Below are 17137 nucleotides of genomic sequence, written 5' to 3'. Positions count from 1 at the left end.
CACTTCGCTGTCGGTCGCAGTCGGTCTCGAACTCGCCCCAGGCAGCCAGGCCACGCCGGCGAGGCATGTGGTGAACACGCCGGCGCCCGAGGTCGCGGCCGCTGTCGCGCCGGCCGGCGCGCCGCCCGCAGAGGACAGGCCGTCCACCACCAAGTCCGCGGCGCCCGTGGGCGAGCCGGCTCGGGAGGCCGGCGTGCCAGCGCAGCAGGACGGTGCTCCCGCCGAGCAGCAACCGAACTCCAACGCACGGCAGCCCTACCTGACCAGAATGCTTGAGCACATCCCCGGTGACACCGGGGAACCAGGGCAATGACCCTGCGGCGCCGATACCGTTGGGACGATGCCCGAACGTCAATCGTTGGCGGCGCGAATAGCGGTGAAAGTTAACGAGACCTCGTCGGCAACCTGGACCGAGCCCATCAACAGCGAGTAGGGCTTGACGCCGTAATCGGTCTGCCGAACGCTGGTTTCCGCGGACATCCGCCACGCTCCGCCGAGATTTTCTGTACGCAAATCGATGACGTGGGCACCGGACCGCCCGCGAATGTGCAGCGTTCCGGTGAGACGGTACCCGTCGTCGGTCTTGTCAACGGTGTCGGCGGTGAATCGGATTTCGGGATGGCGTCCGGCATCCAGTGACTTCCAGGCGTTCGATCTGACCAGTGCTTTCTCCGGCCCGGACAGGCCCTTGACCCCGCCCTCGCCGCGCAACACTTCGAGGGAATCGACCTCGACGACCAGCTCGGCACTCACCGGTTCGGCGCCGGCCCACCTCACCGAGGCCTGCCAGCGCTTCACCGCGATCGTGAGCCGATGGCCCATGCGCGCCGCCCTGCCGGTGACACCGGTGCGGATCATCAACTCGCCGTCGGACTCGTCCAAAGTCCAGCGATCTGTCACAACCCGACCGTAGTCACATCGTCAGAACGGTGCGGTAATGCGCCCGCCCCTGCTCAAGTGCGGCGTAGCCCTCGGCCGCCAGCGGCAGCGGCAGTTCTTGGGTCCACGCGCGCACCCCGGACAGGACCGCGAAACGCATGGTGTCCTCGACGTCTTTGGCCGTGCCGGAGGGATGACCCACGATGCTGAGCCCCGGGGTGATCAGCTGCACGGGACTGATGGGCAGCGGGTCGGGGGTCACTCCGATAGTGACCAGCTCACCCTGGGGCGCCAGCCCGCCGATCGTGTCGGCCATGGCCTGGGAGTTGCCGGCGGTCGCCAGCACGACCGCCGCCCCGCCCAGCGCCTGCAGCGCCGCGGAGATGTCACGAGCGGTGGAGTCGATGTAGTGATGGGCGCCCAGCTTTCGGGCATCGTCGGCCTTTCCGGTGCCGCGAGCGATGGCGATGGTCTCGAAGCCCATCGCGCGCGCGAACTGCACGCCGAGATGGCCGAGCCCGCCGATGCCGAGGATGGCGACCCGGTCGCCCGGCAACGCCTTGGTGTGGCGCAGCGCGTTGTACGTAGTGACCCCGGCGCACCCCATGGGCGCGGCGTCCACATCGGACAGTTCCGCCGGGATCCGGGCCAAGGCGGTGGCGGGTACCGTCACCGATTCGGCGTAACCGCCGGGATAGTGCCAGCTCGGGACCTTCCCGTTGACGCAGTGAATGAATATGCCCTTGCGGCAAGGGTCGCAGTGGTTGCAGCATCCGCCGAACCAGCCGACGGCGACGCGATCGCCCACCGCGAAACCCTCGACGCCCTCACCGAGTTCGGCGATCGTCCCGGCGATTTCGTGCCCCGGCGTCAACGGCCAGGAGATGTTCGGGAAGCCGCCGTGGACGAAGGCGCGATCGGTTCCGCAGATGCCGCAGGCGGTGACCGTCAGGCGCACCTCGTCGCGACCCGGCGTCCGCGTCTCGACCTCGGCCAGCTCGAGCGCACCGCCTGCGGACCGTATCCGGACAGCTTGATGAGTGGCCATCGGGCTAACTTAATGTGACACAGGGCATTTCGTCACCCCATCGCTGTGGTAGTCGACCTGCCAGTGCTTGATCCCGTTAAGCCAGCCCGACCGCAGCCGCTCCGGCTTGCCGACCGACTCCAGGTCCGGCAACACGTCGGCGATCGCGTTGAACATGAGGTCGATCGTCATGCGCGCCAGGTTGGCCCCGATGCAGTAGTGCGCACCGGTGCCGCCGAACCCGACGTGCGGGTTGGGGTCGCGCAGGATGTTGAAGGTGAACGGGTCGTCGAACACGTCCTCGTCGAAATTGGCGGAGCGGTAGAACATCACCACCCGCTGACCCTTATTGATCTGCACGCCGGACAGCTCGTAGTCCTCGAGCGCCGTTCGCTGGAACGACGTGACCGGCGTGGCCCACCGCACGATCTCGTCGGCCGCGGTGCCGGGCCGCTCGCGCTTGAACAGCTCCCACTGGTCTGGGAAGTCGGTGAAGGCCATCATGCCCTGGGTGATGGAGTTGCGGGTGGTCTCGTTGCCGGCCACCGCCAGCAGGATGACGAAGAAGCCGAACTCGTCGTCGGAAAGCTTGTGGCCGTCGATGTCTGCCTGGACCAGTTTGGTGACGAGGTCCTCGCCCGGGTTCTTTGCCCGGTCGGCGGCCATCTGCATGCCGTACGTGATCAGCTCGAGGGAAGCGGTGATGGCGTCGTTGCTCGCGAACTCGGGGTCCTGGTCGCCGACCATCTCGTTGGACCAGTGGAAGAGCTTCTTGCGGTCCTCCTGCGGCACGCCCATGAGGCCCGCGATGGCCTGAAGCGGCAGCTCGCATGACACCTGCTCGACGAAGTCGCCGGATCCGTCGGCCGCGGCCGTCTCGACGATGCGACGGGCGCGCTCGCGAAGGTCGTGGCGCAGGCGCTCGACCGCTCGGGGGGTGAAGGCGCGCGAGATGATCTTGCGCAGCCGGGTGTGCTGCGGCGCGTCCATGTTCAACAGGACGTACTTTCCCCGCTCGACCTGCTCGCCGATCGTGCCGTCTTTGTAGCGCGGCAGGGCCGTCTTTTGCAGGCTGGAAAAGACGTCGCTGCGCAACGAGATCTCCTTGACGTCCTTGTGCTTGGTCACCACCCAGAAGCCGCCGTCGTCGAATCCCCCCGCGCCAATGGGCTGCTCGTTCCACCAGATCGGCGCCGTTCGGCGCATCTCGGCGAGTTCTTCCACCGGCAGCCGCTCGGCGTAGATGTCCGGGTCGGTGAAATCGAATCCCGGGGGCAGATTCGGCTGGGTCGTCGACTGGGTGGTTGGCATATAACCGCTCCTCGGGTGCGAAGTCGTCTAGTCGTCTTCTCTGTGCCAATAAACCACTGCTACACCACGCTGGGAAGCGGCGCGGCGAGATCGCCAAACTGAATTGCAACGTGTTCAGCGCCGATGAGTTTCGTGGGCGCCGCCGGTCGTTAGGGATGAGTAGTGACCGACTGGGAAGGCGGCAACATGCACATCGTTCTGAGCGACTTCATGAGCCTGGACGGGGTTGTCCAAGCCCCGGGGGGCGAACGCGAGGACACCGACGGAGGATTCGCGCACGGCGGCTGGTCCATGGATTATTTCGAAGCCGAAACGATGGGACCCGCCATTTCCGAGGCCATGGAGGGCACCGACGCGCTGCTGTTCGGCCGCCGAACCTGGCAGACGATGGCCGCGGCGTGGCCGAGTCGCGCGGGCGACGCGTTCGCTGACCGGATGAACGAACTCCCGAAGTACGTGGCCTCGCGCACCCTCGGCCAAGAAGATCTCACCTGGTCCGGCTCGGTGCTGCTATCTCCCGAGGACGCGATCGCCGCGATTCGTGAATTGCGCGCAGGCGCGGGTCGGTCGCTCCAGGTGATGGGCAGCGCGTCGCTGGCCGCGCAACTGGTCGAGCATGACTTGGTCGACGAATATCGTTTGATGATCGAGCCGATCCTGCTCGGTGGTGGCAAGCGAGTGTTCCCCGATGACGGTCGGGTGCGCGCGTTGGAACTGATTTCTGCGACGACGACGGGGACCGGCGTACTCGTCTGCACGTACCGGCGCAGGTAATGCCGGAAAGCCGCCACCCGATAACGAGCTTGTGGTGTGCGGCACAATCGATATGCTTTGGTGCAGGTCACCGGGCTAAACGGGAAGGGGTGGAGCGCATGATCCGCGAAGTACTCGCCGTCGCTGCGATCACGGGTGGTGCTATCAGCGTCGCGCCGACAGCTGCAGCCGGTTACGACGGCGACGTGCCGAACATGAACTACCAAGCCTCGCTGGGTGCACCGTGCGACAACTACGAACACTTCATCTTCGGCCGCGGCCCCAGCGGCCAGGCGGAAGCCTGCCATTTCCCCCCACCCAACCAATTCCCACCGGCTACCACGGGTTACTGGGTCATCTCCTACCCGCTGTACGGCGTCCAGCAGGCGGGCGCGAAATGCCCGGGCCCACAAGCCGCGGCGCAGTCGGATCGCGGACTTCCCATGCTGTGTCTGGGCGATCAGGGGTGGCAGGAGGGATGGTTCACCGGGGCGGGATTCTTCCCCCCTGCTTTCTGATCGTCATGGCCCGCGCTCAGCCGGCCCAAACCCCGATTCCGCGCTGGCTGCGCTTCGTGCTCGCCTCCGATAGGGCCGGCTCCGCCTGGTACGTCGGGACCGGCTTCTTCTTCGCGCCGGTGCTCGCCGTGCTGTCGCCGTGGCCGGTGGTCACCGCCGTGCTCTGGGCGGTGATCGGACTGGCGGGGCTGCTGCTGGGCCTGCTCGGCGTGGCGATGGCCATCGGCCTGGCACGGGTATTGCGTTCGGGCGCCGAGATCCCCGAAGACTACTGGCGCACCCTGGTGGATTACTGACGCATGCGCGGCGCGTCTAGAGTCGTACCAAAGGTCCTGCCACAAAAGGAGATTCCGATGGGCTTCAACCCCAAAGACGCAGTCGACGCGGCTAAGGACATCGCGACCAACGCCGTCGAAAAGGCGTCGGACATCGTCGAACACGCCGGTGACATCATCCGGGGTGACATCTCCGGCGGTGCCAGCGGCATCGTTCAGAACTCGATCGAAATCGGCACCTACGCCGTGGATCGAGCCAAGGAGGTCTTCACCGGTAAGGATGAAGTCGACGAGGAGTAGCCCCTCTGGTTGGACGCCTCAGACGGCTTAAACGGCCGCGGCCTCGTTGAGTTCGTCCAACCTGGCCGTCGCCTCGAGGTACTCCTGTACCCAGCGCTCGATGACCGCGGAAGTCTTTTCCACCTTGGCGAATTGGCCGACGACCTGGCCGACCGGGTTGAAGGCGACGTCGACGCTCTCGTTGGGGTACCTGTTGGTGGCGCGCACGGCCATGCCGGACACCATGTACTGCAACGGCATGCCGAGCGGCTTCGGGTTGTCGGATTGCTCCCACGCCTCGGTCCAGTCGTTGCGCAGCATCCGGGCAGGCTTGCCGGTGAAGGAACGGCTGCGCACGGTGTCCCTGCTGGAGGCCTTGGCGTACGCCGCCTGCTGGACCGGGGTGTTCGACGACTCCTCGACCATCAGCCATTGCGAGCCGGTCCACGCTCCCTGGGCACCGAGTGCCAGGGCGGCGGCGATCTGCTGGCCGCTGCCGATACCACCGGCGGCCAACACTGGTACGGGAGCGACTTCCTTGACGACCTGCGGCCACAACACGATCGAGCCCACCTCGCCGCAGTGGCCGCCCGCCTCGCCGCCCTGGGCGATGATGACGTCGACGCCGGCATCCGCGTGCTTGCGGGCCTGCGACGGCGACCCACACAGCGCGGCCACCTTGCGACCGGCCTCGTGAATGTGCTTGATCATGTCCGCCGGGGGAGTGCCCAGCGCGTTGGCGATCATCGCCACCTTGGGGTGCTTCAGCGCCACTTCGACCTGCGGGGTGGCGGTCGCCTCGGTCCACCCGAGCAACTGGAGGCTGTCCTCGTCGGCGTCCTCGACCGGGACACCGTGATCGGCCAGGATCTTTTTGGCGAAGTCAAGATGCTCCTGCGGCACCATTTTGCGCAGCGTCTCGGCCAGCTCCTCGGCAGAGAGGTGAGAATCCATGCCCTCGTACTTGTTCGGGATGACAATGTCGACCCCGTAGGGGTGGTCGCCGATGTTCTCGTCGATCCACTTCAGCTCGATCTCCAACTGCTCGGGGGTGAAGCCGACGGCGCCCAGCACGCCGAAGCCACCGGCCTTGCTGACGGCGACCACAACGTCGCGGCAGTGGGTGAAAGCGAAGATCGGGAACTCGATCCCGAGCTCGTCGCAGATCGCGGTGTGCATGCCTACTCCTGAAAAGCTTGACTCTGAAAAATTATGCCGGAAGAACTGAAACGTGTTCTAGTTTAGTACGGAGGTCGTTGACGTGGCCAGCCGGTCTTGACCTGCGCCTACGTACTACGGCCCGTCATATTGTTGCCGAACGCACCAGCCATAGGACCAGAAACGCGAAGATGCAGCCAGCGCACGCGAAGTGGTCCCGGCAGATCGATCTCGCCAGGCGGGTTTGTTCGGCCGGGCTGTCCGTGCGGTGTCCGAGCCGCATGGCGTGGGGGACCGTGCGCGTCAAAGCCAGCATTATCGGGGCAAGAGCGAGCCCGGCCGATATCGCCAGCAGCCAGCCCGGGTCACGCCCCCGAGCGGCCTGAAACCCTAACGCGCCCAACAAGATCAACATGACCAGGCCGATCAATCGGCTCATCGGTCGCGATGTGGTGGTCGCGCGGTGGTAATACCCCGCAATGGAAGCGAGCACGGCCTCGGGTAGCTCCCCACCGATAGCCCGGTGCGCGAGAACCTGGACATCGAAGATCAGGTCCATCCATAACACGGCGAGCAAGAACCCACTGCAGGCGGCGAGCAATGTGACCACGTCTTTATTGTTTCGCAAGCGCTGCGGTCAGTCCGCGGGCAGTTGGATTCAGCGATTGCTGCCGACGCCGCCTTGTCGAGCCGACCTGAGAATGCAGTCGCCACAGCAAGCGCCACGGTCGTTCGCGACGCGATAGATCAGACAACAGCTTCGCCGCCGGAACAGAGGTCCTGCCCGTAGGGCACCGCCGTCTATTCGGGGATCTGCTAGGAAGGCATCGGCGGCGGCATGAGCTGTGGTGGTCAGGTCGGGTCGCGTGGTGCAGATGACCCGGGCGGCACTGTTGGCGGCCGAGCCGATGTTGCCCCACAGCACCTGGTAGCTCATCCGGTAGCGTTCGGCCATCACGGTGGTGATTGCTTCGATGGCAGCACCTGTTCCGAGGGCCCCACACATTGACCCCGAAGTGATCGAGAGTGGGTAGGGCGCGCCCAGGGTGTTCTGCCACCACAAATCGTCGAGGCTCCACGAAAGTTGCGGGTAGCCCAGGGCGATCGCCCCGATCATGGGTGCGACCAGCCGAGCCACCAGCCCGAGATGCGTCACCGACGCCGCCACCCTGATGTCGAGATCCTGGGGCTGGCGGCTTGCACGGATGACGAGCACAGTCCGGACCGCCTCGACCCGTGCAGCCAACACGCCGGTTTCAGCGATGAGTACGGTCATCGGCTGCCACGGCGGTGGCACTGGCGTGCCGTGCACGTGGGTTTCGACCGCGAAGAACGGCCCGAGTGCCGTCAGGTCGGCGGACAGCGTCCAGCAGAAGGACAGACCCGGCTGCGTCACGACCTATGCCACCGAGGCGTTTTCATCCACCGGCGTTGCAGACGTGTGCTTGCCGCCACCGGCAACCAGACGCTCGATGAGAACACCGAAAACCAACCCGATCGTGGTCCACACCAACACCTGGTTGATCAGCGAATACCAGCGGAACTTCCACAGCAAATCAGCGTCGAAGCCGGGATAGACGATTTGCCCTGGCGCGATGGACTTGCCGTCGACCACCAACGGCGTGGACAAGATGTTGGTGATCGGCTGCGGGGTCTCGGTGGCAGCCGGGGAGAACCCGAACTGATCAGCGTGCGCCGTGTTCGCAGACAACTCGCCCAGTGACGGCAACCCCAACAGCAGCACGCCATAGAGCATCAAGAACACCGCGGTCGCGATCAGCACGGCCCGATACAGCCCGATCCGGCGTGAGAGCCGTCGCGCGGCAAACACCGCCAGCCCGAGCAGGATCAGCGACGCGGTGACCATCGTTAGATACAACCGGCCACGGGTCACGATCGTGAAGGTGTGCCCGATCGCCGGCGGGTTGGCCGGGTACTTCACGAACGGCAGCAGATACACACCGAGGAAGCCGAACACGGCAATCAGCCAGGCCAGCGTTCGCGGGCGCAGCGCGAAACGGCCGTGCAACACCAGATAGGCGACCGCCACCAGTGCACCCATTGCCATCGCGAACACGATGCTGCCGGTGGCGATGCCTACCGTGGACTGCATCGTCCGACTAAAAATCTCCGGCCCGTCGGGAGCCACCGGTCGCCCGGCTGCCGTGTTCAGCGCGGCCAGGGCGTCGTCGCGACCCGATTCGTAGTCGATCGACTTGCGGATGATGGGCTCCGCCCAGATGCGGGCGAAGACGAAACCGAATACCCCGGCGATCAGACCCGCGAGGGTCCCGCGCCCGATGACACGGACCTCCATCAGCTCCCCCGATCAGTGGCAGGGAAAGCCGAGGAAGTGCCGGGCGTCATGCACCCACTCGTGGACCACCATCGTCTTGCCGAACACCGAGACCATGCCCTCGTCCACCCCGACGAAGTAATAGGCCAGCAGCGCCAGAAAAACCGTCACGCCCAAAACCGCCAATACCCGGCCCTTCGATAGCGCGTCGGCCGACACACCGACGCGACGACCCGGCACGGAAACGGGAATGCTTGCCATCAGAAACCTCCTTCAGGGGTGATGCGCCCCTACCCTCAGACAGATGATGGCGGCGAAAGATCTGACTCACCCGACAACCAACATCGAGCTCACAGTGGCGCAACCGTCCCGGACTCTCACCGGGTTCCATGCGCCGCCATCAATATGCCAGAGAAACACACGCCCAAACGGCACGTCAACCGAGACCGGTTGACGTGTTTGCCAACCCACTCCTTCTGTAGTTCGGAAGCACGTGGTTCGGGCTGATGCCGCCAAGCGATCCATATGAGATCCCTGACGGGTTTGAAATGTCTTGTACAGGCCCAACCAGGCCAATGATTGGGCCTGTTGCAAGCATTTCGCTAGATGTTCGTGAGAAGGCGTTACATAGGCTCCCCCCTCAGCTTCCCAACTCCGAGGGATCTGGATCACGTTCACGCCGTTGGGATAAGCGTGATTCGCGCAGCATCCGAAGGATCGTCTGAACGTCCCTGCCATCGAATCCCGCAGCTGCAGGAGCAGGATGGCCGAGAGGTTGATGAACCCAACCGTCAGTTTCACCGCGCCCTGCGGATCGGCACCGGCATATGTGGCGACTCTGCCAGCCACGAATCCGACTCCGCATCAGGAGTCGCCCACGCGGTCATCACGTCGATGGCCTGCCGTGTCCGCTAGCCCTTCTCGTCAGCGCACCCAGTCAGGACTGGCAGACGACTCAGGCGCGCCGGGGTTGCGACGCCATGCGTGCAAGTAGCCATAAAAATCTCCTTCCAGGGGATTTCGCGTCCCCGTCAACAAAGGTCACGTGCATCGCAGTGTCTGACTTTCAGATCCGCTGCTGCGGACTGGATCACAGTGGCGCGACCGTCCTGGATTTCCACCAGGTTCCTGCTAATACACGCAATAGGGGAGGATATGGGCCAGTGAACTCGCTAGTCAATCCCAACCCTTCCACCGGTCGACGCTCCGAGAGACAGGCTAACTATCGGCGGTCTTCTTGATCCGCTCCGGCGCGACGGAGTAGCGTAGGGCTGCCATTACGCAACGCCGAGTAGCGTAATTGACTCCCGGCCCACCGAAAGGATCGGCTTGATGCGCAGTCGCTACGCCGGCCGGCCCTTCACCGCGTCAACCGCCGACATCGCGGCTGCGCTCGAGGATGTGAGCATTCCGACGCTGCTACTCTCACTCGTCCATATCACTGGCGACCCGCGGTTCATTCGCGACTTCAAGCCAATGGGCATCTTCCTCAACGAGATTCAGGGTTTCATGTCGGAGGAGGACAAGGCACGTGCCCGCGCGGCGGCGCTGCCGGTGCTCACCGAGTATCGAGACCGCGGTTGCCCGGAACCAAAGCCGCTGAGCCTGGATCTCATTCGGGAAATGATGGACTGGGCGGCCTGCGAGCACGTCACCGACGACTACCTACCGCTGATCCTGGAAGAGATGGACCTCGAGGGAGTCGATCCTCGCCGCCCGGCGACACTGCCGACCGAATCGACCGCCGAGCTGCCGGTCCTCGTCGTCGGTTGCGGCGAATCCGGCATCCTGGCGGGGATCCGCCTGCAACAAGCCAACATCCCCTTCACGATCGTGGAGAAGAACCCCGGGCCTGGCGGAACATGGTGGGAAAACAGCTATCCCGGCGCGCGGGTCGACGTCGCAAACCACTTCTACTGCTACAGCTTCGAACCCAACAACGATTGGACGCACTTCTTCGCCGAACAGCATGAGCTGCAAGCCTATTTCGCCGATGTCATGACCAAGCACGACCTGGCCAAGCGTGTGCGGTGGAACACCGAGGTCGTAGCGGCCGAGTGGAGCGATCACGACGGCATGTGGAACGTCGCGCTGCGCGCGGCAGACGGGCAGACCGAAACCATGCGTGCGCGAGCCCTGATCACTGCGGTCGGTCAGCTCAGTAGGCCGCATCTCCCTGAAATCGACGGTGCCGACGGCTTCGCGGGCCGCTCGTTTCATTCCGCGGCCTGGGATCACTCCGTCGACCTCACGGGCAAGCGGGTCGCGCTCATTGGGGCCGGCGCCAGCGGATTCCAGATCGCACCCGCCATCGCCGGCACCGTCGACCGGCTCACCGTTTTCCAGCGCACCGCCCAGTGGATGTTTCCGAACCCGATGTATCACGACGAGGTCGGCGACGGTATGCGCTGGGCGATGCGCCACCTTCCGTTCTACGGCCGCTGGTATCGATTCCTCGTGCTGTGGCCGGGCGCCGACAAGGGCCTCGACGCCGCGCGCGCCGACCCGGATTACGCCGATCAGGATTACGCCGTCAGCGACATCAACGCTGCCGCCCGAATGATGTTCACGCAGTGGATCACCGACCAGATCGGCGACGGCCTCGAGCTCCTGGCCAAGGTTTTGCCCGACTACCCCGCGACGGGCAAACGGACGCTGCAGGACAACGGCAGCTGGTTGCGGACGTTGCAACGGGACAACGTCGAGTTGGTGCGCACACCGATTCGGCAGATCGCGGCCCACGGCGTCATCACCCAAGACGGAACGACCCACGATGCCGACGTCATCATCTACGCCACCGGATTCCGGCACACCGACGTGCTCTGGCCGCTGAAAATCCTTGGCCGTAACGGGATTGACCTGCACCGGAGGTGGGGACGACGCCCGTACGCGTACCTCGGCATCACCGTCCCGGAGTTCCCCAACCTATTCATCATCTACGGACCGGGAACACACCTTGCCCACGGCGGAAGCCTGATCTTCCAATCCGAACTCCAAATGCGCTACATCAACCGGTGTCTCGAGCGTCTCGTCGAAGATGACCTGCATTCGATGGAGCCGACGGCCGAGGCGGCCGCCGAGTGGCATGAACGGACGCAGGCCGAAATCAAGAAGATGGTGTGGTCGCACCCCGCCGTCAAACACTCGTACTTCAAGAACGCCGACGGCGAGATCCACACCGTCAGCCCATGGCGACTCCACGAGTACTGGGCCGCGGTCCGCGAGCCGGACTGGTCGCAATTCATTGTGCGCAATAAAGAATGAGCGCGCGGCAGAGGAAGTGAGCCACCCGATATGCGTACGGTAGTTCTCGACGGGCCTGCCAACATTCGGGTCGACACTTGCCCCGATCCGATGCTTCCCGGCCCCGACGGCGCAATCGTTGCCGTGACCGCCGCCGGCATCTGCGGATCGGACCTGCATTTCTACGAGGGCGACTATCCGCTCGCAGGGCCCATGGCGCTCGGGCACGAAGCGGTCGGCACGGTCGTCGAGACCGGGCCCGAGGTGCACACGGTCAAGGCGGGAGACCCGGTCATGGTCTCGTCGGTGACTGGCTGCGGGGCCTGCCCCGGGTGCGCCACCCGGGACCCGGTCATGTGCTACTCCGGCTTTCAAATCTTCGGCGGCGGTGTGCTTCCCGGTGCGCAGGCCGATCTGCTCGCAGTGCCGGCCGCCGACTTTCAGCTCCTCAAGATGCCGGAGGGAATCAGCACGGAGCAGGCGGTGCTGCTGACCGACAACCTCGCCACCGGCTGGGCTGCGGCCCAGCGAGCTGATATTCCTTTCGGCGGCACCGTCGCCGTGATCGGGCTGGGCGCGGTTGGCCTATGCGCGCTGCGCAGCGCATTTTCCCAGGGCGCGGCAACGGTTTTCGCGGCCGACCGCGTCGAAGGACGCCTGCAGCGTGCCGCGCGGTGGGGGGCGACACCCATTGCGTCGCCCGCAGCAGCGGCCATCGTCGACGCCACCGGCGGACGTGGCGCCGACTCGGTGATCGACGCGGTCGGCACGGATGCGTCCATGACCGACGCGCTCAACGCGGTGCGGCCGGGCGGCACGGTTTCGGTAGTCGGTGTGCACGACATGCAGCCGTTCCCGATGCCCGCGCTGGGCTGCCTCATTCGCAGCATCACATTGCGGATGACGACCGCGCCCGTCCAGCGCACCTGGCCGGAGCTCATCCCGCTCTTGGTGTCCGGCCGGCTCGACGTCGACGGCATCTGCACCACCACGTTGCCGTTGGACGAAGCGGCGAAAGGCTACGCAACCGCAGGGTCACGCCCGGGTGCCGAGGTGAAGATTCTGCTCAGGCCCTAATTTCCGTGCTCCGGGGAGCTTGTCGGCGCCGGCGGCGGAGAGCCTCGAGTTCATCGCCATCCCGGCTCACCCCGGCCGGCTCGCCGTGATGTATTCCGAGTGCATGATGGCGTCGATCTTGACGTCCACCTCCGGCGGGGTCATCCCGTAGCCGGCCTGGAGCGCGAGCGTGTTGCGGACGGGTTCCACCGCCCAGCCATGGGCGACAAGCGATTCCGCGGGATCGCTCTTGGGTTCGTAGGTCAGGGCCGAGAAATCCACGTCGCCCGACATGTTGACCCCGGGATGCTCCGTTTCGAGGGCCGCAAGCTGTTCGCGATCCAAGCGCGTGCCGAGCGCGCCGATGGCGATTCGGCTGCGCGGGGCGCTGAGCCCGCTGACCCGGGTGAAGAGGTGATTCTGCGCTTCGTCGGTCAGATAGGGCAGCACTCCCTCCACCGACCAGGCGCTGGGGCTTTCCGTGTCAAAGCCCGCGGCTTCCAGTGTCCTCGACCAGTCGGTGCGCAAATCGGCCGCGACCTCCACCCGGCGAGCTTTGGGAGCGGCGCCATGCTGGTCCAGCACCCGCCCCTTGAAGTCCAGGACCTTCGGCAGATCGACTTCGAAAACCGTTGTCCCCGGTTGCCATTCAAGCCGATACGCCCGGGAGTCCAATCCGGCGGCGACAATCACCGCCTGCCGAATGCCCGCCTCACCGGCGGACGTGAAGAAGTCGTCGAAGAACCGGGTCTGCACGCCGTAAAGCCGGGGAAAGGCCGTCTCGTCGTCGGAGGTCCCCGGATTGGCAAGCACGCCCGCCAGATATGGGTCCCGTGAGGCTGCGATGAAGATTCTCGCGTACTCGTCCCGGACCAGCGGTCGCGGACTCGCCGCATGCAGCGCGCGCCAGCCCGCCACCAGCAAGGCGGTGTAACCGACGCTGCTCGCGATGTCCCACTGATCGTCCTCGGATCGCAGTGACCCAAATTCAGGCGGCGTGGTCATAGCCCTCCCGTCCAAATTCGCCAGACGAACCCGACATGACCAAGGTACTCGCAGCAATATTGTCAGAGCTCCAAAATCAGTGTCACCGGGCCGTCGTTGACCAACTCGACCTGCATGTTCGCCCCAAATATGCCGCGTTGCACGTGAGCTCCCAGTTCCTGCAACGCTTCCGCAAAAGCTGCGACGAGCGGCTCGGCGACGGCACCGGGCGCCGCCGCGTTCCATGACGGCCGGCGGCCCTTTGCAGTATCGGCGTACAGGGTGAACTGGCTGACGACCAAGACCGGCGCGCCGACATCCGCCGCAGACCGTTCGTCGTCGAGTATCCTTAGATACCATAGCTTTTCGGCGAGCCGCCGCGCTTTCTCGGCGTCGTCCCCGTGGGTGACACCGACGAATGCGAGCAGGCCCTGACCGTCGGGCCGGATGACGCCCACCACCTCACCAGCCACCGACACCGCCGCCGACGAGACCCTTTGCACCAGAACCCGCATGACCCTCGATGCTGCCAGCAGCGCCGCGAAATGGTTAAGTACGCTCGTCAGGTGTCCGTTCTCGTCGCGTTCTCCGTGACTCCGCTCGGGGTTGGCGAGGACGTCGGCGAAATCGTTGCCGCTGCGGTACGGGTGGTCCGCGAATCCGGCCTGCCCAACAAGACGGATTCGATGTTCACCGTGGTCGAAGGCGAGACCTGGGAAGAAGTGATGACAGTCGTGCAGCACGCGGTCGAGGCGGTGGCTGCTCGCGCGCCCCGGGTCAGCACGGTGATCAAGGCGGACTGGCGACCTGGAGCCAAGGACGCCATGACTCAGAAGGTCGCCTCGGTCGAGCGCCATCTGTCCGACGGTTAGCCGTGCACCGCCTTCAGGAACGCCTGCTCGGCCTCGTCACCGTGGACGGCGAACACCACCTTCTGCAGTGAAGTCGCCCGGTATTTCTGGACGACGTCGACCATCAGCCGTGCGGCGTCGTCGAGCGGGAAGCCGCCGACACCCGTGCCGAACGCCACCAGCGCCAGGGAGCGGCAGCCGAGTTCGTCGGCCTTCCGGAGCGTGGAGTGGGTGGCGCGGGTGATGATGTCGGCCGACGTCGGGCCCCCGAGCTCCATCGTCGCCGCGTGAATGACGTACCGCGCGGGCATGTCACCGGCCGTGGTCTCGACCGCCTCACCGAGCCCGATGGGGGCCTTCTCGTTCGACTCGCGTTGCACCTCGGGCCCGCCCGCGCGGGCGATTGCCGCGGCGACGCCGCCGCCGTGCCGGAGTTGGGTGTTGGCAGCGTTGGCGATGGCGTCGAGTTCCAGCTGGGTTATGTCGGCCTGCACTACCTCTGCGACGATCATCCGCCCATTGTCGCGCTCCGCTGATCCATGCGGGGTTTCGACGACTCGGTTCGTTGGTCGGCTCGGCCCGCTTAGACTGGCTTGACGCCAACTGCTTGAAACTTGGTGTCCTATCAGGGAGGCAGGTGCCCACGGCATGGACAGTGACAAGCCAACCACAGACGGTGTCGGCGCACCGGGGGGACCCGGCGGTGCCGGAGGACGCGGCGGTGCCGGAGGAGCCGGGGGTGCCGGCGGTGCCGGGGGAGCCGGCGGTATTGGAGGTGCCGGGGGCGAAGGTGGAGCCGGTGGTGACGGCGGACGAGGCGGCGACGGCGGCGCGGGCGGCGCTCCGGGAGGTGAGCCGGGCGCGGGCGGAGAAGGCGGCGCGGGCGGCGCACCCGGGCCCGGCGGCCAGCCGGGCCAGCCCGGCCAGCCCGGCCAGCCGGGTGAGCCGGGTCAGCCGGGCCGCTAAGGCCTGACTGTCACCCGATCTCTGATCAGCGCGTGCACCCGCCAGTAGCCCGGCACCCCTTTGAGCGCGTGCGCGCCACGGTCGGCGAAGGTATGCCGCGAACCGGTGACGATGTCGCGCACGGTGGAGGACACCAGCACCTCGCTGGCTTCGGCCAGCGCCGCCACCCGTGCGCCGATGTGCACTGTCAAGCCCGCGATGTCGTTCTTCAACGCGCCGCGAACCTCCACCTCGCCCGCATGAATGCCCACCCGCACTTCGACGCCCAAAGTGCGGACAGCGTCGACAATCTCGTTCGCGCATGCGATCGCTGCGCTCGGGCTGGCGAACGTCGCCACGAACCCGTCTCCGGCGGTGTTCACTTCGCGACCACCGAACCGCTGCAGCTCACGACGCACGATGATGTCGTGGTTGTCCAGCGTGTCGCGCCACCGGTCGTCCCCGAGGGCCGCGGCCCGCTCGGTGGAGCCGACGATATCGGTGAAGACGATTGTGGTGAGAACCCGCTCCGCATCAGCGAGCCCGCGCACACCGGTGATGAACTCCTCGATCTGGTCGAGCATCGGCGCGGAGTCCCCGACCCAATACAGCGAATCCGCGCCGGGTAGCTCGATGTAGCGCGACTCCGCGATGTGCTCGGCGAGGTAGCGACCCTGCGCAGCCGGAATGAAGCGCGCGTCTGCGCGGTGCACGATCAACGTCGGTGCGGCGATCCGCGCGAGCGTCTCACGGACATCCGCCCCCGCCACGACTTCGCCGACCGCACGCGCCATGCTCGGCGACGCAGCCCGATTTCCGGCGTAGTCCCACCACGCGCGGAACGCATCGTCGCCGGCGACGCTAGGCGCGACGATCCCCAAAACGTCGAAGCCGCGCTCGAGGGCATCGGTCTCCATGGCGACCGTCATAAAGGGGCCGGAGCTGCTCAACGGCGCGCCGACCGGATAATCGGGCGCCCAGTGTATGCGTGCGGTGCCATTGAGGACCACCAGCTTGCGCACCCGCTCTGAATGATCGGCGGCCAGGACAAGCCCAGCCATCGCGTTGTAACCGGGCGCGAGGACGGACACCTCGTCGCATCCGACCGCATCCATGACGGAAATCGCGTCCTCAGCCCAGAACCGCGGTCCCAGGAGGTCGCGAGAGGGAACCCGCGAGGACAGGCCCATTCCGCGTAGATCGAAACGAATCATTCGGCTGAAGGACGCCAGCCGTCGATGAAAACGATGCATGGACGGCTCGCCATCGATGCAGTCGATCGGAATGGACGGGCCGGAAATCACGAGTACGTCGTTCGGGCCGTCGCCCATGACCTGGTAGGCGATGTCCATGTCGCCGCAGCGTGCGTAGCGAGTTCGCGGAGCCTGCGCCACGGCTTCACGGTAGTTGATGCGTAGGCTCGGGGCCGTGAGCGCACGCGCCGGCATCGTGGTGACGGGAACAGAAGTCCTCACCGGACGCGTCCAAGATGCAAACGGTCCTTGGATTGCCGATCGCCTCCTGGAGCTGGGTGTTGAGCTGGCGCACATCACCATCTGCGG

At 65.7% G+C, this 17137-nt stretch carries 19 protein-coding genes, 3 pseudogenes and 2 riboswitches; of the genes and pseudogenes, 10 read left to right on the top strand and 12 right to left on the bottom strand.

Features of this window, described 5'->3' with window-relative positions:
* Window positions 1–313, top strand: a pseudogene (locus JO059_RS11290) (hypothetical protein); the annotation flags it as partial.
* Between the two features lie 38 nt (window positions 314–351).
* Here JO059_RS11290 and JO059_RS11285 read toward each other — a convergent pair.
* Genes JO059_RS11285 through JO059_RS11275 form a run of 3 tightly spaced genes read right to left on the bottom strand, consistent with a single transcriptional unit; the run spans window position 352 to window position 3217 of the window.
* On the bottom strand, window positions 352–900 hold the full coding sequence (locus JO059_RS11285; protein ID WP_293316878.1) for a YceI family protein: 549 nt from the start codon (window positions 898–900) through the stop codon (window positions 352–354).
* Window positions 901–913: 13 nt separating this feature from the next.
* Window positions 914–1927, bottom strand: a complete 1014-nt coding sequence (locus JO059_RS11280) for an alcohol dehydrogenase catalytic domain-containing protein (RefSeq protein ID WP_293316875.1) — start codon at window positions 1925–1927, stop codon at window positions 914–916.
* Window positions 1928–1936: 9 nt separating this feature from the next.
* Complete coding sequence (locus tag JO059_RS11275) at window positions 1937–3217, bottom strand: cytochrome P450 (protein WP_293316872.1); 1281 nt, start codon at window positions 3215–3217, stop codon at window positions 1937–1939.
* A gap of 162 nt (window positions 3218–3379) precedes the next feature.
* On the opposite strand from JO059_RS11275, the gene JO059_RS11270 reads away from it, so the two are divergent.
* The 4 genes from JO059_RS11270 to JO059_RS11255 all read left to right on the top strand — a co-directional run bounded on the left by JO059_RS11270 (window position 3380) and on the right by JO059_RS11255 (window position 5063).
* Window positions 3380–3991 (top strand): dihydrofolate reductase family protein, encoded by a 612-nt coding sequence (locus JO059_RS11270; RefSeq protein WP_293316869.1) that lies wholly within the window; start codon window positions 3380–3382, stop codon window positions 3989–3991.
* 98 nt (window positions 3992–4089) lie between these two features.
* Complete coding sequence (locus JO059_RS11265; protein WP_293316866.1) at window positions 4090–4488, top strand: hypothetical protein; 399 nt, start codon at window positions 4090–4092, stop codon at window positions 4486–4488.
* Window positions 4488–4784, top strand: a complete 297-nt coding sequence (locus tag JO059_RS11260) for a hypothetical protein (protein WP_293316884.1) — start codon at window positions 4488–4490, stop codon at window positions 4782–4784. Before JO059_RS11265 ends, JO059_RS11260 begins: the two co-directional genes overlap by 1 nt.
* Window positions 4785–4841: 57 nt before the next feature.
* Window positions 4842–5063 carry a hypothetical protein gene (locus JO059_RS11255; protein ID WP_293316863.1) on the top strand — a complete coding sequence of 74 codons (222 nt, stop codon included), beginning with the start codon at window positions 4842–4844 and terminating at the stop codon, window positions 5061–5063.
* A gap of 27 nt (window positions 5064–5090) precedes the next feature.
* Here the strand turns inward: JO059_RS11255 and JO059_RS11250 are convergent, their stop codons facing one another.
* From JO059_RS11250 to JO059_RS11230, 5 genes are all read right to left on the bottom strand, one after another.
* On the bottom strand, window positions 5091–6221 hold the full coding sequence (locus tag JO059_RS11250; RefSeq protein ID WP_293316861.1) for a nitronate monooxygenase family protein: 1131 nt from the start codon (window positions 6219–6221) through the stop codon (window positions 5091–5093).
* A 124-nt stretch (window positions 6222–6345) separates the two neighbouring features.
* Complete coding sequence (locus tag JO059_RS11245; RefSeq protein WP_293316859.1) at window positions 6346–6810, bottom strand: hypothetical protein; 465 nt, start codon at window positions 6808–6810, stop codon at window positions 6346–6348.
* A gap of 48 nt (window positions 6811–6858) precedes the next feature.
* Window positions 6859–7563: a hypothetical protein gene (locus tag JO059_RS11240; protein ID WP_366516193.1), complete on the bottom strand. Its 705-nt coding sequence runs from the start codon at window positions 7561–7563 to the stop codon at window positions 6859–6861.
* 36 nt (window positions 7564–7599) lie between these two features.
* Window positions 7600–8517, bottom strand: a complete 918-nt coding sequence (locus JO059_RS11235) for a CbtA family protein (protein ID WP_293316855.1) — start codon at window positions 8515–8517, stop codon at window positions 7600–7602.
* Between the two features lie 12 nt (window positions 8518–8529).
* Window positions 8530–8757 carry a CbtB-domain containing protein gene (locus tag JO059_RS11230; protein ID WP_293316852.1) on the bottom strand — a complete coding sequence of 76 codons (228 nt, stop codon included), beginning with the start codon at window positions 8755–8757 and terminating at the stop codon, window positions 8530–8532.
* Between the two features lie 11 nt (window positions 8758–8768).
* Window positions 8769–8913: riboswitch (adenosylcobalamin (AdoCbl) riboswitch) on the bottom strand.
* 636 nt (window positions 8914–9549) lie between these two features.
* Window positions 9550–9629, bottom strand: a riboswitch (cobalamin riboswitch).
* Between the two features lie 199 nt (window positions 9630–9828).
* On the opposite strand from JO059_RS11230, the gene JO059_RS11225 reads away from it, so the two are divergent.
* Window positions 9829–11760: an NAD(P)/FAD-dependent oxidoreductase gene (locus JO059_RS11225; protein ID WP_293316849.1), complete on the top strand. Its 1932-nt coding sequence runs from the start codon at window positions 9829–9831 to the stop codon at window positions 11758–11760.
* A 30-nt stretch (window positions 11761–11790) separates the two neighbouring features.
* A pseudogene (locus JO059_RS11220) lies at window positions 11791–13023 on the top strand (alcohol dehydrogenase catalytic domain-containing protein); the annotation flags it as partial.
* Here the strand turns inward: JO059_RS11220 and JO059_RS11215 are convergent.
* Both JO059_RS11215 and dtd read right to left on the bottom strand, forming a co-directional pair.
* Window positions 13021–13800: pseudogene (locus tag JO059_RS11215) on the bottom strand (SAM-dependent methyltransferase); the annotation flags it as partial. The pseudogenes JO059_RS11220 and JO059_RS11215 overlap by 3 nt on opposite strands.
* Before the next feature lie 62 nt (window positions 13801–13862).
* Window positions 13863–14294, bottom strand: coding sequence for a D-aminoacyl-tRNA deacylase (gene dtd / locus JO059_RS11210; RefSeq protein ID WP_293316847.1), 432 nt, complete (start codon window positions 14292–14294; stop codon window positions 13863–13865).
* A 51-nt stretch (window positions 14295–14345) separates the two neighbouring features.
* Here dtd and JO059_RS11205 point away from each other — a divergent pair, with 51 nt between their 5' ends.
* Complete coding sequence (locus tag JO059_RS11205; protein ID WP_293316845.1) at window positions 14346–14651, top strand: MTH1187 family thiamine-binding protein; 306 nt, start codon at window positions 14346–14348, stop codon at window positions 14649–14651.
* Here the strand turns inward: JO059_RS11205 and JO059_RS11200 are convergent.
* On the bottom strand, window positions 14648–15142 hold the full coding sequence (locus JO059_RS11200) for a macro domain-containing protein (RefSeq protein WP_293316842.1): 495 nt from the start codon (window positions 15140–15142) through the stop codon (window positions 14648–14650). The two genes, JO059_RS11205 and JO059_RS11200, sit on opposite strands and share 4 nt — an antisense overlap.
* 143 nt (window positions 15143–15285) lie before the next feature.
* Here JO059_RS11200 and JO059_RS11195 point away from each other — a divergent pair, with 143 nt between their 5' ends.
* A complete protein-coding gene (locus JO059_RS11195; protein WP_293316839.1) occupies window positions 15286–15603 on the top strand; it encodes a hypothetical protein in 318 nt (105 codons plus the stop codon).
* Here JO059_RS11195 and JO059_RS11190 read toward each other — a convergent pair.
* Window positions 15593–16969, bottom strand: a complete 1377-nt coding sequence (locus JO059_RS11190) for an adenylate/guanylate cyclase domain-containing protein (RefSeq protein ID WP_293316837.1) — start codon at window positions 16967–16969, stop codon at window positions 15593–15595. The two genes, JO059_RS11195 and JO059_RS11190, sit on opposite strands and share 11 nt — an antisense overlap.
* Window positions 16970–16985: 16 nt before the next feature.
* On the opposite strand from JO059_RS11190, the gene JO059_RS11185 reads away from it, so the two are divergent.
* Window positions 16986–17137: molybdopterin-binding protein (locus JO059_RS11185; RefSeq protein WP_293316881.1), on the top strand; the 152-nt coding region annotated here is incomplete at its 3' end.

It is taken from the genome of Mycobacterium sp. (genome assembly GCF_019247615.1).
Lineage (GTDB): Bacteria > Actinomycetota > Actinomycetes > Mycobacteriales > Mycobacteriaceae > Mycobacterium.
Note: the sequence above shows the minus strand (reverse complement) of the source record. Positions and strands in the feature narration are given on the sequence as shown.

What these genes read in the sequence shown, in the direction of transcription:
- dtd (WP_293316847.1), bottom strand. Translation starts at nt 14,294, where the DNA reads ATGCGGGTTCTGGTGCAAAGGGTCTCGTCGGCGGCGGTGTCGGTGGCT.
- JO059_RS11255 (WP_293316863.1), top strand. Translation starts at nt 4,842, where the DNA reads ATGGGCTTCAACCCCAAAGACGCAGTCGACGCGGCTAAGGACATCGCG.
- JO059_RS11230 (WP_293316852.1), bottom strand. Translation starts at nt 8,757, where the DNA reads ATGGCAAGCATTCCCGTTTCCGTGCCGGGTCGTCGCGTCGGTGTGTCG.
- JO059_RS11200 (WP_293316842.1), bottom strand. Translation starts at nt 15,142, where the DNA reads ATGATCGTCGCAGAGGTAGTGCAGGCCGACATAACCCAGCTGGAACTC.
- JO059_RS11235 (WP_293316855.1), bottom strand. Translation starts at nt 8,517, where the DNA reads ATGGAGGTCCGTGTCATCGGGCGCGGGACCCTCGCGGGTCTGATCGCC.
- JO059_RS11280 (WP_293316875.1), bottom strand. Translation starts at nt 1,927, where the DNA reads ATGGCCACTCATCAAGCTGTCCGGATACGGTCCGCAGGCGGTGCGCTC.
- JO059_RS11250 (WP_293316861.1), bottom strand. Translation starts at nt 6,221, where the DNA reads ATGCACACCGCGATCTGCGACGAGCTCGGGATCGAGTTCCCGATCTTC.
- JO059_RS11265 (WP_293316866.1), top strand. Translation starts at nt 4,090, where the DNA reads ATGATCCGCGAAGTACTCGCCGTCGCTGCGATCACGGGTGGTGCTATC.
- JO059_RS11225 (WP_293316849.1), top strand. Translation starts at nt 9,829, where the DNA reads ATGCGCAGTCGCTACGCCGGCCGGCCCTTCACCGCGTCAACCGCCGAC.
- JO059_RS11275 (WP_293316872.1), bottom strand. Translation starts at nt 3,217, where the DNA reads ATGCCAACCACCCAGTCGACGACCCAGCCGAATCTGCCCCCGGGATTC.